Origin of the sequence: Frigoribacterium sp. ME-P-080 (assembly GCF_030209595.1) — a bacterium.
In the GTDB taxonomy this organism is placed as follows: Bacteria; Actinomycetota; Actinomycetes; order Actinomycetales; family Microbacteriaceae; genus Frigoribacterium.
In genome coordinates, this window is record NZ_JARVRR010000010.1 from 200,279 (window position 1) to 217,623 (window position 17,345).

Sequence of the window (17,345 nt, forward strand, 5' to 3'; positions counted from 1 at the left end):
CAGGGCCCGCCGTTCCGGCGTCCAGGCCCCTCCCGGGTGGGGTTGCGGTGGCGTGCTTGACTTGTCGCTCATATGGACCTCCTCCTCGCTGCCGCCACCGACCCCGCCGCCCCGATCGCCTTCGACTGGGACGCCTTCTGGACGATGTGGCGCGTTCCCATCCGCATCGTGGCGATCCTGCTCGTCGCGGTGCTGTTGCGCGTCGCCCTGCACTTCACCATCCGGCGGGTCGTCGACCAGGTCGTGAACGGAATCAAGCGGAAGCAGAACGTCGACGACACGCAGGCCCTCATGGCCTCGCCGCTGCAGGCCGTCCGGGTCGTCCAGCGCACCCGCACGCTCGGCAGCGTGCTGAACAACGTGGTGACGGTCGTCGTCGCGGGCATCGCGCTCGTGTTGATCCTCGGCGAACTGAACTTCAACGCCGTCGCGATCGTCAGCGCGGCGGGCGTGGTCGGTGCCGGACTCGCGTTCGGCGCCCAGAACATCGTCAAGGACATGCTCAACGGCATCTTCATGGTCGCCGAAGATCAGCTGGGGGTGGGCGACGTCGTCGACGTCGGGCCCGCGGCCGGCGTCGTCGAGGCCGTCGGCATCCGCGTCACGCAGATCCGCGACGTGAACGGCGTGCTGTGGTTCGTCCGCAACGGCGAGATCCTGCGCGTGGGCAACATGTCGCAAGGCTGGACGCGCGTGGTCATCGACCTCGCTGTGCCGTACTCCGCCGACGTCGACCAGGTGCAGGACGCCATGTTGAACACCGCGAACGAGCTCGCCGCGATCCCGAAGTGGAGGCGCGCCATCATCGACCAGCCCGAGGTCTGGGGAATCCAGTCGATCGCCGAGGAGCACGTGGTCATCCGCATCGTCGCCAAGACACGGTCCGCCGACCGTGACAACGTCGACCGGGAGCTGCGGTCCCGTCTCAAGAAGACCCTGGATGCCATGGACATCGTGCTGCCCTCGCTGACGAGCGTCGTCCTCACCGGCTTCGACAGCGCCTCCTCGGTCCAGGGCGCCCGGGCGCCCCGCACGGCGCCGACGCCCCACGTGCCGCGGAGCAAGCGCAAATGACCGACCTGCCGCTGACGCCGCGCCCGTCCACCGCTCAGCCCGTGACTCCCCCGCCGTCGGCCGTGCCGGTCACCGTCCGGCGGGGCCTCGGTGACGACGCCGCCCAGGGCAACTTCTGGGAGCAGATCGGTGGGCGGCCGACCTTCGAGAAGTTGGTCCGCCGCTTCTACGAGGGCGTCCGGACCGACGAGGTGCTCTGGCCGATGTACCCGGAAGCGGATCTCGAGGGCGCGATCCAACGCTTGACGGGGTTCCTCGAGCAGTACTGGGGCGGCCCCACCACCTACAGCCAGGAGCGCGGGCACCCCCGCCTGCGCATGCGGCACATGCCGTTCCGGGTGACGCCCGAGGCACGTGACCACTGGCTGCAGCACATGCGGGTGGCCGTCGACGAACTCGAACTCGCCCCCCTCGACGACGCGATGCTCTGGGGCTACCTGGATCGCGCCGCGCAGGCCATGGTCAACACGTTCGAGCGCTGACCGCCCACCGCCGGGCCGCCCGCCTCGGACCGCCCACCGCCGGGCCGATCGTCAGAGCAGGGACGAGCGCCGCTTGACGAGGACGTGGCCCTTGGGCGTCGTGAGGCGGGTCCACGTGCCGGTCTCGAACACCGCGACCTCGTCCTCGCCGTCGAGGAATCCTAGGCTGAGAGCACCGAAGCCGGCTCCGGCGGGAACCCCCTCGGCACCCTCGACGGGGGCCGACCACACGTCGGCTCGCACCCGGTGCACGATCTGCTCACCGGTGCCCGTGGGGATCGCCTCGGCGACGCGGGCGATTCCGGCCTCGGCGGTCGATCGGAGGCGGTCGGCCTCGATCGGGCCGAGTCGCGTCCAGCCCCCGCGCGGCGGCGAGATCGCTGCCCAGGTCACGGTGTTGACCGTGGCGGGCACGGACACGGTGACCGCAGCGGTCGGGTCGACGACGTCGTTCTGCAGGCGTACGAGGCGCTCCTTCAGCGACCGGACCGGGACCACGGCGTCGAACTCGGGGCGGTCGTCGAGTTGAAAGGTGCGGAGCCCCAGCACGGTGGGGCTCGAGTCGAGCAGACCCATCGGGTAGAACACGGCGACGTAGACGGCCAGGACACCGGAGCCGGCGATGAGCCGGACCGAGCCGTCCTCCACCCGGCCCGCACGCCCGAGATAGGTCGCGAGATCGCTGAGGGACAGGGAGTCGGGGAGGGTGAATGCGTCGTTCATCGGCCCCCTAAACTACATCGCGTGACCGACGATCCGCTGCAGAGCCTGCTGTCCACCCTCGACCTCTCGCCGGCGGGCAACGTCGGTGGTCAGGACGTCTTCACGGGTGGGTCACAGCCCGAGCCGCTCGGTCGCGTGTTCGGCGGCCAGGTCGCCGCGCAGGCCCTCGTCGCCGCCCAGCGCACCGTCGGCGGCGGACGCGACGTCCACTCGCTGCATTCGTACTTCCTGCGGCCCGGCGACCTCACCATCCCCATCACGTTCACGGTCGACCGCATCCACGACGGCCGGTCGTTCGCGACCCGTCGCACCCAGGCGTCGCAGGACGGCGTGCCGATCTTCTCGATGATCGCGTCCTTCCAGACCCCCGACGAGGGGCTCGACCACCAGGTCGACATGCCCTCCGGCCTGCCCGATCCCGAGGACGTCCCGAGCGACGCCGAGTTGCTGTCCGCGGTCGACAACCCCGTCGCCCAGTCGTGGGCCCGGCGGCCGTTCGACATGCGCCACGTGCCGTCGCCGGTCTTCTTCAGCGTCGAGGGCGACCACGTCGCGCACCAGGCCGTCTGGCTCAAGGCCACCGGCCCTCTGCCCGACGACGCCGACCTGCACCGCGCCGCCCTGCTGTACGCGAGCGACTACACGCTCCTCGAACCGATCTACCGCCGTCACGGCGTCGCGTTCGTCACCCCCGGGCTCAAGGCCGCGAGCCTCGACCACGCCATGTGGTGGCACCGTCCCGCCCGCGTCGACGAATGGCTTCTCTACGTGCAAGAGAGCCCCAATGCGGTGGGCGGACGTGGCCTCTCGCTCGGGCGCATCTACGACCGCGCGGGCACTCTCGTGGCGAGCGTCGCACAAGAGGGCATGGTGCGGGTGCCGCGAGGCTGACCCGCCACGTTCCTGGTCAGCGCCGGCGGAAGGCCAGGGGTTCTTCGACGAACGGCGACCAGGCGTCGCGCTCGACGTCGGAGATGCGCCGGGGCTGATTCGTCGCCGAGTCGACCAGCACGATGGTGGTGGCGGCCTTCGTGAACAGCGTCCGGGGCTCGACGCCCTCGGGCGACCAGACCTCGTAGCAGACCTCGAGGCTCGCCCCGCCGAGTCGCCCGACCCAGATCTGCACGTCGAGCGGGGCCCGCAGGTACGGGATGGGGACGAGGTACTCGAGCTCCTGCCGGGCGATGAGCGTCATCGTCGCGGCGTTCGGACTGCCGTCGAGGACGGCGGCCGAGGACCGTTCGTCGATCGCCCCGTCGGCAGACCAGAACGCGTCGATGCGCGCCTCCTCGAGGAGGCGCAGCATCGACGCGTTGTTCACGTGACGGTACCCGTCGAGATCGCTCCAGCGGACTCGGGTCGGCACGTGCAGGCGGGTCATGACGGTGCGGTGCCGGTCAGTCGCGCGTGAGCTTGCGGTACGTGGCCGAACTCGGCTTCGCCGCGTCGGCGCCGAGGCGCTCGACCTTGTTCTCTTCGTACGCCTCGAAGTTGCCCTCGAACCAGTACCAGTTGGGCGTGCCGTCGTCGTTCAGGCCCTCCCACGAGAGGATGTGCGTGGCGATCCGATCGAGGAACCACCGGTCGTGTGTGATGACCACGGCGCAGCCGGGGAACTCGAGGAGCGCGTTCTCGAGGCTGCCCAGCGTCTCGACGTCGAGGTCGTTGGTGGGCTCGTCGAGCAGGAGGAGGTTGCCGCCCTGCTTGAGCGTCAGCGCCAGGTTGAGGCGGTTGCGCTCACCACCCGACAGCACGCCGGCCTTCTTCTGCTGGTCGGGACCCTTGAAGCCGAACTGCGACACGTAGGCCCGCGACGGGATCTCGGTCTTGCCGACCTGGATGTAGTCGTGCCCCTCGGAGACGACCTCCCACAGGTTCTTGTTGGGGTCGATGCCGCCACGGCTCTGGTCGACGTACGAGATGTCGACCGTCTCGCCGACCTTGAGCTCGCCACCGTCGAGCGGCTCGAGCCCGACGACCGTCTTGAAGAGGGTGGTCTTGCCGACGCCGTTCGGCCCGATGACGCCGACGATGCCGTTGCGGGGCAGCGTGAACGACAGGTCGTCGATGAGCACACGCTCGCCGAACGACTTGTGGAGCTTCTTGGCGTCGATGACCTGTGAGCCGAGACGCGGGCCCACGGGGATCACGATCTCTTCGAAGTCCAAGGTGCGCGTGCGCTCGGCCTCGTTCGCCATCTCTTCGTAGCGCGCCAGACGTGCCTTCGACTTCGCCTGACGGCCCTTGGCGTTGCTCCGGACCCACTCGAGCTCGGACGCGAGGCGCTTGGCGAGCTTGGCGTCCTTCTTGCCCTGGACCTGGAGGCGCTCGCCCTTCTTCTCGAGGTAGGTCGAGTAGTTGCCCTCGTAGGGGTAGAGGCGGCCGCGGTCGACCTCGGCGATCCACTCGGCGACGTGGTCGAGGAAGTACCGGTCGTGGGTCACGGCGAGCACGGCGCCGGGGTACTTGCTGAGGTGCTGCTCGAGCCAGAGCACGCTCTCGGCGTCGAGGTGGTTGGTGGGCTCGTCGAGGAGCAGCAGGTCGGGCTTCTGCAGCAGCAGCTTGCACAGCGCGACGCGACGCTTCTCACCACCGGAGAGGTTCGCGACCTCGGCATCGCCCGGAGGCGTGCGCAGGGCCGACATGGCCTGCTCGAGCTGGGAGTCGAGGTCCCAGGCGTCGGCGGCGTCGATCTCTTCTTGGAGGGTGCCCATCTCGGCGAGCAACGCGTCGAAGTCGGCGTCGGGCTCGGCCATGGCGGCCGAGACCTCGTTGAAGCGGTCGAGCTTCTGCTTGATCGGCCCCACGCCCTCTTGCACGTTCTCGAGGACGGTCTTGGTCTCGTCGAGTTCGGGCTCTTGCATCAGGATGCCGACCGAGTAGCCGGGGCTGAGCTTCGCCTCGCCGTTGCTGGGGGTGTCGAGCCCCGCCATGATCTTGAGGATCGTCGACTTGCCGGCGCCGTTCGGCCCCACGACACCGATCTTCGCCCCCGGGATGAACGACATGGTGACGTCGTCGAGGATCAGCTTGTCGCCGACCGCCTTGCGGGCGCGCACCATCGAGTAAATGTATTCGGCCATGACAGCGAGTCTATCGGGCGGGGCCCCGCCCCCGACGTCACCAGTCGATGGCTCGGGTCGACCCGACGAGGCAGGCGCCCGTGCCGAGGACCGGCGCCGTCTGGCTGCTGTAGCCCGCGCCCGAGACCTGCCCGATCAGGCAGTCCTGACCCCAGAGCACCGAGAACTGCACGCTGTCGGCGTCGCGGCCGATCGAGGTCGTGTCGGCGGTGACCTGCATCGTCGACTTGTCGAAGCCTGCGGCCACCAGCGCGTCGACGACGGCGCGCCCACCCGGGCGGGCGTTCGCCGCGACGGTCGCGGCGTTCACCTCGTCGAAGTGGGCCAGCGCCTCGGCCGTCGTGGACGTGGAGGAGAACGGCGGGGCGTCCGTCGACGGGGCGACGGACGACGTCGTCGGTGACGGCTCGGGCGACGAGGTGCACCCCACGAGGGGGATCGCCACGGCCAGCACGATCGCGGCGAGCGCCAGGCCGCGTGGAGGTCTCGAACCGGTCACGGGGGCCCTTCGTCGCTGGCGGCGGCCGCGGGTCGGCGAGCCGTGAGGAGTCTACGGCGTGCCGACCCACGGGCCCGTGACACGGGCGTCACCGGGGTGGTCAGAACGGGGCCGCCACCTCGTCCGCGCCGACGGCCGTGGGAGCACCCCAGTCCGCGCCGTCGTCGGGGATCGCCACCCGGTCGGGGTCCGACGACGCATCCGTCGCTGCACCGTCCGGGGGGCCTCCGTGACCGGTTCCGTGGTCCGCCTCCGTCTCGGGTGCCGAGCCGCTCTCGTCGGAGGCGACGGTGGGATCGCCCCCGCCCGCGGCCGGGGAGGAGCCCGCCGTGGCGGACGAAGCGGACGCCACCCGCCGTTCGAAGGTCGACCTGCCCCAGACGAGGTCGTGACCGACCGCGTCCGCGTCCACCTCCACCGTCATGCCGCTGCGCTCGCCCGACTCCCACGCGCGGATGCGGACGCGCCCCGTGACCACGACCCGCTGCCCCTTGCGGAGGCTGGCCAGCACGTTGTCGGCGAGCTGACGGAAGCACGTCACGGTGTACCAGTTGGTCTCGCCGTCGATCCACTCGCCCTTGACGCGGTCGTACCGTCGCTGCGTCGAGGCGAGTCGGAAACTCGTGATGGAGAGGCCGGTCTGCGTGACGAGGGCCCGGGGGTCGGTCGCGATGATCCCTGTGAGGGTGATGGTGTCTGTCATGACGGGAGTCTCGCGGGGGCGAGGGACCCCCGGGACGGCACCCGCGCCTCCTTGTGGAGAAGGAGGCGCGGGGGCCGCCCGGGGGACGACACGACGACAGGTCGTCCGGGGACGACCGGGGACGATCGGGCCTCAGTGTTCGTGGAACTCCGGGTAGTCGGCGCCGGGCCCCAACGCCGCGAACAGGGCGCTCTTGGCGACGGCCAGGCTCGGGTAGACGCCGCCGTCGGCTCCCTTCGCGGACAGGCGCACCGTGAAGCCGCCGTCGGTCCGCAGGATGGTCCCGACCGCGCCTGCCGGGCCCACGGCCACCCAGGTCTGTCGGTGCAAGGTGTTCTGGTCACTCATCGTCGAGCGCCCCTTTCCTCTTTCTCGGTCGGTCACACCGGGCGGCGTGACCCGTCTACGAGGCGAGCACGTACTTCGCGTACGACTTGCGGATCTTGGTGACCTTCGGCAGCGCGACGGCGGTGCAGTAGCCCTGGCCGGGGTTCTTGGCGAAGAAGTCCTGGTGGTGCTCCTCGGCGTCGTACCAGGTGGACAGCGGCTCGATCGTCGTGACGACACCGCCGCCCCAGGCCTCGGAGGCGCGGTCACGGGCCGCCTGGAAGACCGCCTCCTGGTCGTGGTCGGCGGCGAACATCGCCGAGCGGTACTGGGTGCCGACGTCGGCGCCCTGCCGGTTCAGCTGCCGCGGGTCGTGCAGGGTGAAGAAGACGTCGAGGACGACGTCGGCGGGGAGCTTCTCGGGGTCGAAGCCGACCGCGACGGCCTCGGCGTGACCCGTGCGGCCCGTGCACACGTCGTCGTAGCTCGGCCGCTCGGTGTCTCCGCCGGTGTAACCCGAGACCACCTCGGTGACGCCGTCGAGGGTGCGGTAGACCGCGTCGAGGCACCAGAAGCACCCACCGGCCAGAACGAACGTCGTCATGCCCGTGAACCTACTCCCGAGCCGAGGGCCCGCCCTAGGCTGACCGCATGAGATCACCTTTCACGCCCTACGTCGCCGACGACGCACGGTACTCACGACTGGACTACGTCCGTACCGGCCGCAGCGGACTCCGGCTGCCCCGCATCTCCCTCGGCTTCTGGAACAACTTCGGCTCGGACCGGGGCCTCGAGACGCAGCGCGACATCGTGCTGCGCGCGTTCGACCGGGGGGTCACCCACTTCGACCTGGCGAACAACTACGGCCCGCCCTACGGCTCGGCCGAAGAGCAGTTCGGTCGCATCGCCGCGGCGAACCTGCGCCCCTACCGCGACGAGATCGTGGTCTCGTCGAAGGCGGGCTACGACATGACCCCCGGGCCGTACGGCGACGGGGGGTCGCGCAAGTACCTGCTCAACTCGCTCGAGGCCAGCCTCGGGCGGCTCGGCATGGACCACGTCGACATCTTCTACTCGCACCGCCCCGACCCCGAGACCCCGATCGACGAGACGATGGGGGCGCTCGCGACGGCCGTCCGGCAGGGCAAGGCGCTCTACGCCGGCATCTCCAACTACGACCCGGCGCAGACCGAGGCCGCGATCGACGCCCTGGCCGCCGAGGGCGTGCCCCTGCTGATCCACCAGCCGCGGTACAACATGTTCGACCGCCGGCCCGAGCGAGGGCTCTTCGACACCCTCCTGACCCGCGGCGTCGGTTCGATCGTGTTCTCGCCCCTGGCCGGGGGCCTCCTGACGAACCGCTACCTCTCGGGCAGTGCTCCCGCGGGTTCGCGCGCTGCCGAGGGCCGGTGGTTCTCCGAGGACGCCCTCGACGAGACCTACCTCTCCCGCGTCCGCGGCCTGAACGAGATCGCGGAGGCGCGGGGCCAGTCGCTCGCGCAGCTCTCGCTCACCTGGGTGCTGCGCCAACCCGCCGTGACCAGCGCCCTCATCGGCGCCTCGTCGGTGGCCCAGCTGGACGACAGCCTCGACGCGCTCGACGGTGCCGAGCTGACCGAGGACGAGCTCGCGGCGATCGAGCCGCTGGCGGTCGACGGCACCGGCCGCTGACCGGACGGCGCGGTGCCGACGGGGCACCGCGCCCTCCAGGCGCCCGACGCGTCCGACGTGTCCGAGGTGTCCCAGGTGTCCGACGTCGATGTCGGTGGTCACCCCTAGCGTCAGGGGTGTTCTCGACAGCATCGGCCGGATGACCTCAGGAGCACCTCATGACCAGCAGCACCCTCGACCACGCGATCGTCCCGCCTGCGCCGCACGCTCACGCGCGCGTTCCCCTTCCCTCCCTGCGCTCGACCCGCGGCGGCCTGCAGCTCGTCCAGGTGCACGACGACCTCGCCCGGGTGACCCGTCCCGGTGGCGAGATCGTGGGCTACGTCGAGCGCTTCGACGACCCGCAGGGTGATCGCTACCGCGCCAAGCGGTTTCTGCCCCGTCAGCGTCGGTTCGTCGAGATCGGCGAGTTCTGGAATCGCGACGACGCCACCGACTGCTTCCGGTTCGCCTGATCCCGACGCCTCCGCCGGAGCACCGTGACGGTATCCCGGCGGAGGGCTCGACAGCATGTCGCAGCCATGCAACCTTCGACCTCGGCTGTAGTGTTCGCCCCATGCAGTGGTGGAACGATCTCGTCGAATGGCTCTCTTCGGACAACGGGTGGCGTGTCGTCACCGATGCGGTGATCCCCTTCGTCGCCATCGTCGTGGCAGGCATCGTCGCAGCCCTCATCGGCCGGGCGAGCACGCGGCGGGTCGTGTCGTTGCACGAGGACGAGACGAAAGCGGCGGCGGTCGCGGCCCTCGTCTCGGCAGCTCGCAAGGGTGCCGTCTACAGCTCGCTCGGAGTCGAGGAGCGCGCCTACGCCGATCACCTCGGCCACGAGGCCGACGTCCGACTGCGGCTGTCGCCTGCGACCGGCAGCACCCTCGCCGCCGACTGGGCGGCTCACGAACTGGCCGAGATCAAGCGCAACTCGGCGTCCTTCAGCTTCCAGTCCGAGCAGACGCTGGGTGAACTCCGCGACCGCCTCGTCGAGTGGCAGAACCGCCCCGGGCGGGCCAAGAAGCTGTTCCGCGACGATCTCGCCCGCTGGAAGTACGAAGAAGCCGACGTCGACCGAGACACGGCCGCGAAGCAGAAGGCCTGGGAAGCCGAGCAGCGGGCTGCGGCGGCGACCGAGCAGCGACGCACCGAGGCCTCCGCGCCCTCGGGTGCCGCACCCTCGGCAGCGCTCCGCCCGGCGGCCCTCGACGATGCCCTGGTTCGCGGTGGCGACGAGGCCTACCGGGCACCGATGGCTCACGCCCCGCTGGCCGGACCGTCGCCGGTGTCCGCGCCCGAGGCACCGGCGGTCACGCCGGCTGACGCGAGCCACGACGACACCCGCGACGATGCGATGGACGACGAGCGTTTCGAGCAGCCGGTCAGTGCGAGCCAGGTCCGACGCCGGACGACACCCGAACGCGCGGACGACTGACCCGGCGAACGAACGACCACGCGCCCCCGACCTCGGTCGGGGGCGCGTCGTCGTGCGGGGGGGTGGTGTCGCGTGGTGCCCCCGGCAGGAATCGAACCTGCGACCAAGAGATGAGAAGCACCGCGAGGGTCTCGGCTGCGTGGTGCCCCCGGCAGGAATCGAACCTGCGACCAAGAGATTAGAAGGCTCCTGCTCTATCCGCTGAGCTACGGGGGCGAACCCGACCACGATACCGTGCCCGCTCCTCCGTCCCGGTAGCGGTCCAGCCAGGCTCCGCACCGCGTTTCGTGCACCGCGCCCCGACTAGTCGCGGTGCGGTGCACGAAACGCGGTGTCTCGCGCGCCCCGGAGGTGCGGGGCGGCCGGGCGGACCGGTGGCGACGTCCGGTCGGTCAGCTGCTCAGGTCGTACAGCGTGACCCCGTCGACCTCGGTCGAGGAGAAGTTCGCCTCGACCCAGGCCGCGATCTCGCTCGAGGACGAGCTGCCGCCGTTCGACTGCCCGACGGTCCCTCCGACGAACCAGTGGATCTGCCCGTCGGCGACGTACTGCTCGAACTGCGCCAGGGTCGGTGACGGGTCGCTGCCGTTGAACCCGCCGACCGCCATGACCGGGTCGTCGGTCGCGAGCTGGTAGCCCGCCGCGCTGTTCGACCCGACGGCCGCGGCGACCCAGGTGTACCGGTCCGCGTCCGCGCCGACCACGGCAGCGAGCTCGTCGCTGACCGAGCCCGAGCCGAGCAGCGAGCCGGCTCCGCCCCCGCCACCGGGGTGTCCGCGCGTGGCCGTACCCGCGCCTCCTGCGGTTCCCGCGCCGGTGCCGGTGCCGGTACCCGCTCCCCCGCCGGTGCCGCCCGGCAGCTGCGGGGGCGTTCCGCCAGCCGCGCCACCGGGCCCGCCACCAACGGCCCCGCCGCGACCGCCGAAGCCGCCGGCGCCGCCCGCGCCACCACCGCCGAACCCGCCCGTGCCACCCGACACGGTCGGCCCGGCCGTGACGATCGAACCGGTGTGGGCCGTCGACACGGTCTCGACCGAGTAGGCCGCCGGAGCCAGCAGGCCGCCCGTGAGCAGCACGGCGAGGGTCGCCGCCGTGAGCGCCCGGCCCCGTCGCGGCAGCAGCACGAGCACGGCGCCCACGACGGCGAGCGCGACGACGACGTACCGGAGCCACGGCTGCCAGGACTCCGCCCGTCCGAGCAGCACCCAGGCCCAGACGCCCGTGAGCAGAGCCGACGCCGCCAGCACGATCCGCACCCACGACCGGGCCCGTCGTCGCCACAACACGTCGGCCGCAGCCCCGAGGGTGACCGCGATGGCCGGGGCGAGCGCCACCGTGTAGTACGCGTGGAAGATGCCCGACATGAAGCTGAAGACGAGGGCGGTCAGCACCGTCCAGCCCCCGAACAGCAGCAGGGTCGCCCGACGGGCCGAGGTCCGGTGTCGCCAGCCGAGCAGCACGAGTGCCGAGACGCCGATCACGAGGGCGGCGGGAAGCAACCAGGTGATCTGGCCCCCGAACTCGCCCGTGAAGAGCCGGGTGATGCCGGTCTCGCCCCACATGCCTGTCGTGGCGGCACCGGTGCCGCCGCCCCCGCCCGTCACGCTGCCGGTCTCGTCACCCGTGAGCCGTCCGAGGCCGTTGTAGCCGAAGGTCAACTCGAGGAACGAGTTGGTCTGCGAGCCGCCGACGTACGGCCGCATGCCCGCGGGCACCAGCTCGACGAGGGCGACCCACCAGCCGGCCGACACCACGACCGCACCGAGCGCGGCCAGCAGGTGCAGCAGCCGCTTGCGCAGCAGGACGGGCGCCGCGACGAGGTACACCCCGGCCAGTACGGGCAGGATGACGAACGCCTGCAGTTGTTTGGTCAGGAAGCCGAAGCCGATCGCCACGCCCGCCCAGACGACCCAACGGACGCGGCCCGTCTCGACGCCGCGCAGCGTCAGGTACGTGGCGAGGGTCAGCAGCAGCACGAGCAGCGCGTCGGGGTTGTTGAAGCGGAACATCAACGCGGCGACCGGGGTCAGCGCGAGGACTCCACCGGCGACGAACGCGGCGACGCCCGAGAAGTGCCGCCGCACCGTGGCCCAGACGAGTCCGACGGTCGCGACGCCCATCAGTGCCTCGGGCAGCAGGATGCTGAACGACGACAGTCCGAACACCCGGACCGACAACGCCATGACCCACAGGCTCGCGGGCGGCTTGTCGACCGTGATCGAGTTCGCGGCGTCGGACGAGCCGTAGAGGAACGCCTCCCAGTTCTGCGAACCGGCCTGCACCGCGGCCGAGTAGAACGAATTCGCCCAGCCGTTCGCCGACAGGTTCACCAGGTAGAGAGCCCCCGTGGCGACCAGCAGCGCGAGGAACGCCGGTCGCTCCCACCGTGCCGCGTCCTCACGCCCGCGCACCAGGCGACGAGCGAGCGGACGGAGGCGCGGGCCGGCCGACCCGGACGGCGAGCGTCGATCGGTCAGCGGCACCGGCGTCGTCCCGGCGCTCATCGACCGACCACCGTGACGTCGTCGTCGCCGGCCCCGGCGGCGACGCGGGTGGCGAGGTCGGACACGGGGTCGGCGACACCGACCCGTTCGTCGGCCGGTCCCGGCGTCACGTGCGTCGCCTCCGACCGGAACACCCAGACGCGCAGGAGCACGAAGCGCAGGACGGTCGCGACGAGGTTCGCGGCCGTCAAGACCAGCAGCTCGGCCTGCGCGTCGGCCGCGGGAGCCGCGGCGTGCAGCACGACGAGCGACCCCGAGGTCAGCGCCCAGGCGAGGACGAAGACCATCAGCCCTTGCAGTTGGTGTCGCGCCACGCCCGACGCCCCCCGTACCCCGAACGTGAACCGCCGGTTGGCGGCCGTGTTGACCACGGCCGTGACGAGCAACGACACGAAATTCGCCGCCTGGGCCGGCATCACCTGCTGCGCGCCGAGGTAGAGCAGCGCGTACGCGGCGGTCGAGGCGACCCCGACGACGCCGAACCGCACGACCTGCGAGAAGAACGTCGGAGGCGCGGGCGGCTCGAACGGACGCCTCCCGATCGCGTCGTACACCGCCTGGACCGGGATCGCGCCCCGGGCGATGCCCGTGCCCACGCGCAGCATCCCCTTGAGGTCGGCGGCGGCCGTGGAGACGATGTCGACCGAGCTGTCGGGGTCGTCGACCCAGTCGACCGGCACCTCGTGGATGCGCAGGCCCGAGCGCTCGGCGAGGATCAGCAGTTCGGTGTCGAAGAACCACCCGGTGTCCTCGACGAGGGGCAGCAGTCGCTCGGCGGCCTCGCGCCGGATCGCCTTGAAGCCGCACTGGGCGTCGCTGAACCCGACCCCCATCGTGCGACGCAGCAGGAAGTTGTAGCTGCGCGAGACGAATTCCCGCGTGCCGCCGCGCACGACCCGCGACGACCGGCTCAACCGGGTGCCGATCGCGAGGTCGGAGTGGCCGGAGAGCAACGGTGCGACGAGCGGGCCGAGCGCAGAGAGGTCGGTGGAGAGGTCTTCGTCGAGGTAGACCAGCACGTCGGCGGGCGAGGCCGCCCAGACCTGCTTGAGGGCACGGCCTCGGCCCTTCTCGGCGAGGTGGACGGCGGTCACGCACCGCAGGCGTCGGGCGAGGTCGTCGGCGAGGGCCGGCGTGCCGTCGGTGCTGGCGTTGTCGGCCACGGTGATGCGCCAGGTCTCGGTGACGTGGCGGGTCAGATGGTCATGGAGGCTCGTGATGCTGGTCTCGAGGGTGGCGGCCTCGTCGAAGACGGGCACCACGATGTCGAGACGCAGGATGTCGGTGTCAGGCATGGGACCACGATCGGTCGCCACGCCATCAGCGGCCTCGCATCAGTCGATGGCGACGCCGCGGAGATCCTATGGGCCTTCCATGACGGGGGTCCGGCGATCAGATCGCGAGGGCCAGGGCCCCGAGCAGGCGGTCCAACGTCGGCACGCCCGGTGAGCGGAAGACCACCTCGCCGTCGTCCCGCGTGACCACGATGGTGGGCGTGCTGCGGACGTCGCGCCGTTCGGCGTCGGCGGGCCGGGCGGCGACGTCGGCCTCGTCGACGACGAGCGAGGGCACGAGGCCATTCGCCTCGGCGACGACCGCCCTGGCCGCGTGGCAGGGACCGCAGAAGGCCGACGTGTAGAGCTCGAGCATCATGCCGGGGACAACGAGGAAGCGCGGGGGAAACTTCCCCCGCGCCTCCTGCGGTCTGGTGAGTCGGTGCGGCCGGGGCCGCCGACGTCAGTTGTCGCGGTCGTCGTTTCGGTCTTCCGGGTCGACGACGGGGTCGCTGTCCTTCGCGTCGAGCGAGTAGTGGACCTGGAGTTGTTCGCCGACCATCTTGGCCTCGGTGGCGGTGTAGACGATGCCGGTCTCCATGCCGTCGATCAACACGAAGTCGGTGATCTGCTCGTCGTACGAGCCGTCGGTGCTGATGCGGGTGTCGGTGGAGCCGTCGCTCGGACCGCCGTCGAAGAAGACGACGTACTCGGAACCCTCGGCCACGGTGGGCTTGCTGTCTGTCATGTCCACAGGTCTACCAGGAGGCACGGAGTCGGCGCCCAGCTTCGGTCCGCGACACCGCATAGCCAAGCTATATAGCTTGGCTATACACTTAAGGGATGACTCCCCAGCCGACAGACATCTTGGAATCCCTCCTGACGTCGACCCATCGCCTGACGCGCATCGCCGCGCAGGAGACCGGCCGCACCACCTCACCCGCCGTGTGGCGCACGCTCTCGATCCTGACGACCGACGGCGAGCTCCGCGTCGGGGACCTCGCCCGGGCCAGCCGCGTGTCGCAGCCCACCATGACCAAGCTCCTCCGGGGCCTCGCCGAGGACGAGCTCGTCAAGCGCATCGCCGACACCGACGACTCCCGGGCGTGGCTCATCGCCATCACCGACAAGGGCACGGCGGCGCTCGTCGAGTGGCGGGGGCAACTCGCCGACTCGCTCGGCGGCCTCTTCGCCGACCTGGACGACGACGAGTGGGCCGTGCTCGAGCACGCCACCCGCCTCCTGGCGTCGCGGGTCAGCCACCGCGCCGCCGGCCGCGCCGACGTCCACTCCGACGCCGAGGCGGTGTTCGCGTGAGCGCCTCCGCTTCGAGCTCCCCTTCGCCTTCCGGCACCGCGCACGAATCCGGGCCGAGCATCCTGAAGCAGCCGACCGCCGTGTGGGCCATCGCCTTCGCCTGCGTCGTCGCCTTCATGGGCATCGGGCTCGTCGACCCGATCCTCCCCGCCATCGCCGAGTCGCTGAAGGCCAGCCCGACCCAGACCGAACTGCTCTTCACGAGCTACCTCGCCGTCACGGGCGTGGCGATGTTCTTCACCAGCTGGGTGTCGAGTCGACTCGGCCCCAAGCGCACCCTGCTGATCGGGCTCGCCCTGATCGTGCTCTTCGCCCTGCTCGCCGCCACCAGTGGCGACGTCTGGTCGATCATCGGCTTCCGTGCCGGCTGGGGGCTCGGCAACGCCCTGTTCATCTCGACCGCCCTCGCGACGATCGTGGGCGCGGCATCCGGCGGCACGGCCTCGGCGATCATCCTCTACGAGGCGGCCCTCGGACTCGGCATCGCCATCGGCCCCCTGATCGGCGGCCTCCTCGGCTCGGTCAGCTGGCGCGGCCCGTTCTTCGGCGTCACCACCCTGATGGCGATCGCCTTCATCGCGATCGTGCTGTTCCTCAAGGGCGGCGCCATGGAGAAACCCACGCCCACGACGCTGTCGGCCCCGTTCCGCGCCCTGGGCCGCCCGGCCCTCGGCGCCCTCGCGGCGACCGCCCTGTTCTACAACATCGGATTCTTCGTCCTGCTCGCGTACACGCCGTACCCGTTGGGCTTCGGGGCTCTCGGCATCGGGTTCACCTTCTTCGGCTGGGGCGTCGGCCTCGCGATCACCTCGGTCTGGGTCGCCCCGCTGCTGACCGCACGCCTGCGTCGGACGACCGTGCTGCGCATCGCACTCCCCCTGCTCGCGCTCGACCTCGTCGCCGCCGCGGTCGTCGTCGGGACGCCGGCCGCCCTCGTGGTCTGCGTGGTGGTCGGCGGCCTGGTGCTCGGCGTGCTCAACACGGTGCTGACCGAGTCCGTCATGGAGGCGACCGACCTGCCCCGCTCGGTCGCGTCCAGCGCCTACTCGGGCGTGCGCTTCCTCGGCGGCGCCGTGGCCCCGCCCGTCGCGACCCTGCTCGCCGACACCATCGACCCGAGTGCCGCCTACGTGTTCGCCGCCGCGAGCGTCGCCGTGGCGTTCGTCGTCGTGGTCGCCGCCCGCGGGGCCCTGCGCCGCGTGGACGACGGCCCCGAACCGGCTCGCGTCGAAGCCGAGGCCATCGGAGCCGGCGAGGCGATCTGACCGGACCGCACCGCGCCTCCTGCCCTGGCCCCGTCCAGGAGGCGCGGTGCCGGAAGGGCACCGGACTAGACTCGCGGAATGGCTACGAGCAACGACCGACTGGTCTGGATCGACTGCGAGATGACCGGGCTCGACCTCTCGGTCGACGAACTGGTCGAGGTGGCCGTGGTCGTGACCGACTTCGACCTGAAGCCCGTACACCCCGGCTTCGCCATCGTCATCAAGCCGGACCAGTCCGCCCTCGACAACATGGGCGACTTCGTCACAGAGATGCACCGCTCGTCCGGCCTCATCGACGAGATCCCGGACGGCGTCAGCCTCGCCGAGGCCGAGTTCGAGGTGCTCGAGTACATCCTGAAGTACGTGCCCACCGAGCAGCACGCACCCCTCGCCGGCAACACCATCGGCACGGACCGCGCGTTCCTCGCCAAGTACATGCCGCGCGTCGACGGCCACCTGCACTACCGCAGCGTCGACGTGTCCTCGATCAAGGAGCTGGCCCGCCGCTGGTTCCCCCGCGTGTACTTCAACGCTCCGCAGAAACACGGCGGACACCGGGCCCTCGCCGACATCCTCGAATCCATCCGCGAACTCGAGTACTACCGCCGTGCCGGATTCGTCGCCGACCCGGGTCCCACCACCGAGGACGTCCAGGCGATCTCGAAGGCCGTCGTGGACGAATGGGCCCCCCGGCTGTAGTAGAGTCTTCTCGTTGCGATCGCCTCGGCAGTCGACAGCATCGTCGGAAACGACACATGGTGGGTATAGCTCAGCTGGTAGAGCGCCTGGTTGTGGTCTAGGAGGCCGCGGGTTCAAGCCCCGTTACTCACCCAAATGAAATCCCCTGCCCTCCTATGGGCAGGGGATTTTTTGGGTTCTGGGGCCTTTTGGTCTCGGATGCGCGAGCGCATCCGAGACGTCCCAAATGAAATCCCCTGCCCTCCGATGGGCAGGGGATTTTTTGGGTTCTGGGGCCTTTTGGTCTCGGATGCGCGAGCGC

At 70.7% G+C, this 17,345-nt stretch carries 20 protein-coding genes and 2 tRNA genes; 10 read left to right on the top strand and 12 right to left on the bottom strand.

Annotated features, from left to right (window positions below; translation table 11 throughout):
* Positions 1-72 precede the first annotated feature (72 nt).
* Together QRN23_RS15090 and QRN23_RS15095 are read left to right on the top strand one after the other, a co-directional pair.
* Positions 73-1,074 carry a mechanosensitive ion channel family protein gene (locus QRN23_RS15090; protein ID WP_056048409.1) on the top strand — a complete coding sequence of 334 codons (1,002 nt, stop codon included), beginning with the start codon at positions 73-75 and terminating at the stop codon, positions 1,072-1,074.
* Positions 1,071-1,556, top strand: coding sequence for a globin (locus QRN23_RS15095; RefSeq protein ID WP_123571867.1), 486 nt, complete (start codon positions 1,071-1,073; stop codon positions 1,554-1,556). Before QRN23_RS15090 ends, QRN23_RS15095 begins: the two co-directional genes overlap by 4 nt.
* A gap of 51 nt (positions 1,557-1,607) precedes the next feature.
* Here QRN23_RS15095 and QRN23_RS15100 read toward each other — a convergent pair whose 3' ends face one another.
* Positions 1,608-2,279, bottom strand: a complete 672-nt coding sequence (locus QRN23_RS15100; RefSeq protein ID WP_056048412.1) for a DUF8185 domain-containing protein — start codon at positions 2,277-2,279, stop codon at positions 1,608-1,610.
* A 21-nt stretch (positions 2,280-2,300) separates the two neighbouring features.
* Between QRN23_RS15100 and QRN23_RS15105 the strand changes: the two genes are divergently transcribed.
* The gene (locus QRN23_RS15105) at positions 2,301-3,170 is read left to right on the top strand and encodes an acyl-CoA thioesterase (RefSeq protein WP_236557022.1); all 870 of its coding nucleotides are present in this window, start codon (positions 2,301-2,303) and stop codon (positions 3,168-3,170) included.
* A gap of 16 nt (positions 3,171-3,186) precedes the next feature.
* Here QRN23_RS15105 and QRN23_RS15110 read toward each other — a convergent pair whose 3' ends face one another.
* The 6 genes from QRN23_RS15110 to msrA form a co-directional block, all read right to left on the bottom strand.
* Positions 3,187-3,660 carry an acyl-CoA thioesterase gene (locus QRN23_RS15110; protein ID WP_056048417.1) on the bottom strand — a complete coding sequence of 158 codons (474 nt, stop codon included), beginning with the start codon at positions 3,658-3,660 and terminating at the stop codon, positions 3,187-3,189.
* Positions 3,661-3,676: 16 nt separating this feature from the next.
* The gene (ettA, locus tag QRN23_RS15115; RefSeq protein ID WP_056048420.1) at positions 3,677-5,362 is read right to left on the bottom strand and encodes an energy-dependent translational throttle protein EttA; all 1,686 of its coding nucleotides are present in this window, start codon (positions 5,360-5,362) and stop codon (positions 3,677-3,679) included.
* A gap of 37 nt (positions 5,363-5,399) precedes the next feature.
* Positions 5,400-5,861: a DUF6993 domain-containing protein gene (locus tag QRN23_RS15120; protein ID WP_123571868.1), complete on the bottom strand. Its 462-nt coding sequence runs from the start codon at positions 5,859-5,861 to the stop codon at positions 5,400-5,402.
* A 100-nt stretch (positions 5,862-5,961) separates the two neighbouring features.
* Entirely contained in the window at positions 5,962-6,564 is a 603-nt protein-coding gene (locus QRN23_RS15125; RefSeq protein ID WP_123571869.1) for a single-stranded DNA-binding protein, read from the bottom strand.
* Positions 6,565-6,696: 132 nt separating this feature from the next.
* Entirely contained in the window at positions 6,697-6,912 is a 216-nt protein-coding gene (locus QRN23_RS15130; protein WP_056048425.1) for a hypothetical protein, read from the bottom strand.
* 55 nt (positions 6,913-6,967) lie between these two features.
* A complete protein-coding gene (gene msrA / locus QRN23_RS15135; RefSeq protein WP_056048428.1) occupies positions 6,968-7,495 on the bottom strand; it encodes a peptide-methionine (S)-S-oxide reductase MsrA in 528 nt (175 codons plus the stop codon).
* Positions 7,496-7,542: 47 nt separating this feature from the next.
* Here msrA and QRN23_RS15140 point away from each other — a divergent pair, with 47 nt between their 5' ends.
* The 3 genes from QRN23_RS15140 (at position 7,543) to QRN23_RS15150 (ending at position 9,985) form a co-directional block, all read left to right on the top strand.
* Positions 7,543-8,562 (top strand): aldo/keto reductase, encoded by a 1,020-nt coding sequence (locus QRN23_RS15140; protein WP_173152568.1) that lies wholly within the window; start codon positions 7,543-7,545, stop codon positions 8,560-8,562.
* A gap of 158 nt (positions 8,563-8,720) precedes the next feature.
* Entirely contained in the window at positions 8,721-9,017 is a 297-nt protein-coding gene (locus tag QRN23_RS15145) for a hypothetical protein (protein ID WP_285063987.1), read from the top strand.
* Positions 9,018-9,118: 101 nt separating this feature from the next.
* Positions 9,119-9,985 carry a hypothetical protein gene (locus QRN23_RS15150; protein WP_285063989.1) on the top strand — a complete coding sequence of 289 codons (867 nt, stop codon included), beginning with the start codon at positions 9,119-9,121 and terminating at the stop codon, positions 9,983-9,985.
* Between the two features lie 140 nt (positions 9,986-10,125).
* Here QRN23_RS15150 and QRN23_RS15155 read toward each other — a convergent pair.
* The 5 genes from QRN23_RS15155 to QRN23_RS15175 all read right to left on the bottom strand — a co-directional run bounded on the left by QRN23_RS15155 (position 10,126) and on the right by QRN23_RS15175 (position 14,511).
* Positions 10,126-10,201 (bottom strand) — tRNA-Arg (locus QRN23_RS15155).
* 176 nt (positions 10,202-10,377) lie between these two features.
* Complete coding sequence (locus tag QRN23_RS15160) at positions 10,378-12,489, bottom strand: ArnT family glycosyltransferase (protein WP_285063990.1); 2,112 nt, start codon at positions 12,487-12,489, stop codon at positions 10,378-10,380.
* Complete coding sequence (locus QRN23_RS15165) at positions 12,486-13,784, bottom strand: bifunctional glycosyltransferase family 2/GtrA family protein (RefSeq protein ID WP_285063991.1); 1,299 nt, start codon at positions 13,782-13,784, stop codon at positions 12,486-12,488. The genes QRN23_RS15160 and QRN23_RS15165 overlap by 4 nt, the downstream gene beginning before the upstream one ends.
* A gap of 97 nt (positions 13,785-13,881) precedes the next feature.
* Positions 13,882-14,142, bottom strand: a complete 261-nt coding sequence (locus QRN23_RS15170) for a thioredoxin family protein (RefSeq protein ID WP_123571871.1) — start codon at positions 14,140-14,142, stop codon at positions 13,882-13,884.
* 84 nt (positions 14,143-14,226) lie between these two features.
* Positions 14,227-14,511: an oligoribonuclease gene (locus QRN23_RS15175; RefSeq protein ID WP_148053715.1), complete on the bottom strand. Its 285-nt coding sequence runs from the start codon at positions 14,509-14,511 to the stop codon at positions 14,227-14,229.
* A 95-nt stretch (positions 14,512-14,606) separates the two neighbouring features.
* Between QRN23_RS15175 and QRN23_RS15180 the strand changes: the two genes are divergently transcribed.
* From QRN23_RS15180 to QRN23_RS15195, 4 genes are all read left to right on the top strand, one after another.
* A complete protein-coding gene (locus tag QRN23_RS15180; protein ID WP_123571873.1) occupies positions 14,607-15,080 on the top strand; it encodes a MarR family winged helix-turn-helix transcriptional regulator in 474 nt (157 codons plus the stop codon).
* Positions 15,077-16,345, top strand: coding sequence for an MFS transporter (locus QRN23_RS15185; RefSeq protein ID WP_123571874.1), 1,269 nt, complete (start codon positions 15,077-15,079; stop codon positions 16,343-16,345). Before QRN23_RS15180 ends, QRN23_RS15185 begins: the two co-directional genes overlap by 4 nt.
* Before the next feature lie 78 nt (positions 16,346-16,423).
* Entirely contained in the window at positions 16,424-17,044 is a 621-nt protein-coding gene (gene orn / locus QRN23_RS15190) for an oligoribonuclease (protein WP_123571875.1), read from the top strand.
* Between the two features lie 59 nt (positions 17,045-17,103).
* A tRNA-His gene (locus QRN23_RS15195) sits at positions 17,104-17,176 on the top strand.
* Positions 17,177-17,345: the final 169 nt, after the last annotated feature.

Bases quoted from the DNA above. Each gene is read 5' to 3' on its own strand.
- QRN23_RS15090 (WP_056048409.1), top strand. From the start codon at position 73: ATGGACCTCCTCCTCGCTGCCGCCACCGACCCCGCCGCCCCGATCGCC.
- QRN23_RS15095 (WP_123571867.1), top strand. From the start codon at position 1,071: ATGACCGACCTGCCGCTGACGCCGCGCCCGTCCACCGCTCAGCCCGTG.
- QRN23_RS15100 (WP_056048412.1), bottom strand. From the start codon at position 2,279: ATGAACGACGCATTCACCCTCCCCGACTCCCTGTCCCTCAGCGATCTC.
- QRN23_RS15110 (WP_056048417.1), bottom strand. From the start codon at position 3,660: ATGACCCGCCTGCACGTGCCGACCCGAGTCCGCTGGAGCGATCTCGAC.
- ettA (WP_056048420.1), bottom strand. From the start codon at position 5,362: ATGGCCGAATACATTTACTCGATGGTGCGCGCCCGCAAGGCGGTCGGC.
- QRN23_RS15125 (WP_123571869.1), bottom strand. From the start codon at position 6,564: ATGACAGACACCATCACCCTCACAGGGATCATCGCGACCGACCCCCGG.
- QRN23_RS15130 (WP_056048425.1), bottom strand. From the start codon at position 6,912: ATGAGTGACCAGAACACCTTGCACCGACAGACCTGGGTGGCCGTGGGC.
- msrA (WP_056048428.1), bottom strand. From the start codon at position 7,495: ATGACGACGTTCGTTCTGGCCGGTGGGTGCTTCTGGTGCCTCGACGCG.
- QRN23_RS15140 (WP_173152568.1), top strand. From the start codon at position 7,543: ATGAGATCACCTTTCACGCCCTACGTCGCCGACGACGCACGGTACTCA.
- QRN23_RS15145 (WP_285063987.1), top strand. From the start codon at position 8,721: ATGACCAGCAGCACCCTCGACCACGCGATCGTCCCGCCTGCGCCGCAC.
- QRN23_RS15150 (WP_285063989.1), top strand. From the start codon at position 9,119: ATGCAGTGGTGGAACGATCTCGTCGAATGGCTCTCTTCGGACAACGGG.
- QRN23_RS15160 (WP_285063990.1), bottom strand. From the start codon at position 12,489: ATGAGCGCCGGGACGACGCCGGTGCCGCTGACCGATCGACGCTCGCCG.
- QRN23_RS15165 (WP_285063991.1), bottom strand. From the start codon at position 13,784: ATGCCTGACACCGACATCCTGCGTCTCGACATCGTGGTGCCCGTCTTC.
- QRN23_RS15170 (WP_123571871.1), bottom strand. From the start codon at position 14,142: ATGATGCTCGAGCTCTACACGTCGGCCTTCTGCGGTCCCTGCCACGCG.
- QRN23_RS15175 (WP_148053715.1), bottom strand. From the start codon at position 14,511: ATGACAGACAGCAAGCCCACCGTGGCCGAGGGTTCCGAGTACGTCGTC.
- QRN23_RS15180 (WP_123571873.1), top strand. From the start codon at position 14,607: ATGACTCCCCAGCCGACAGACATCTTGGAATCCCTCCTGACGTCGACC.
- orn (WP_123571875.1), top strand. From the start codon at position 16,424: ATGGCTACGAGCAACGACCGACTGGTCTGGATCGACTGCGAGATGACC.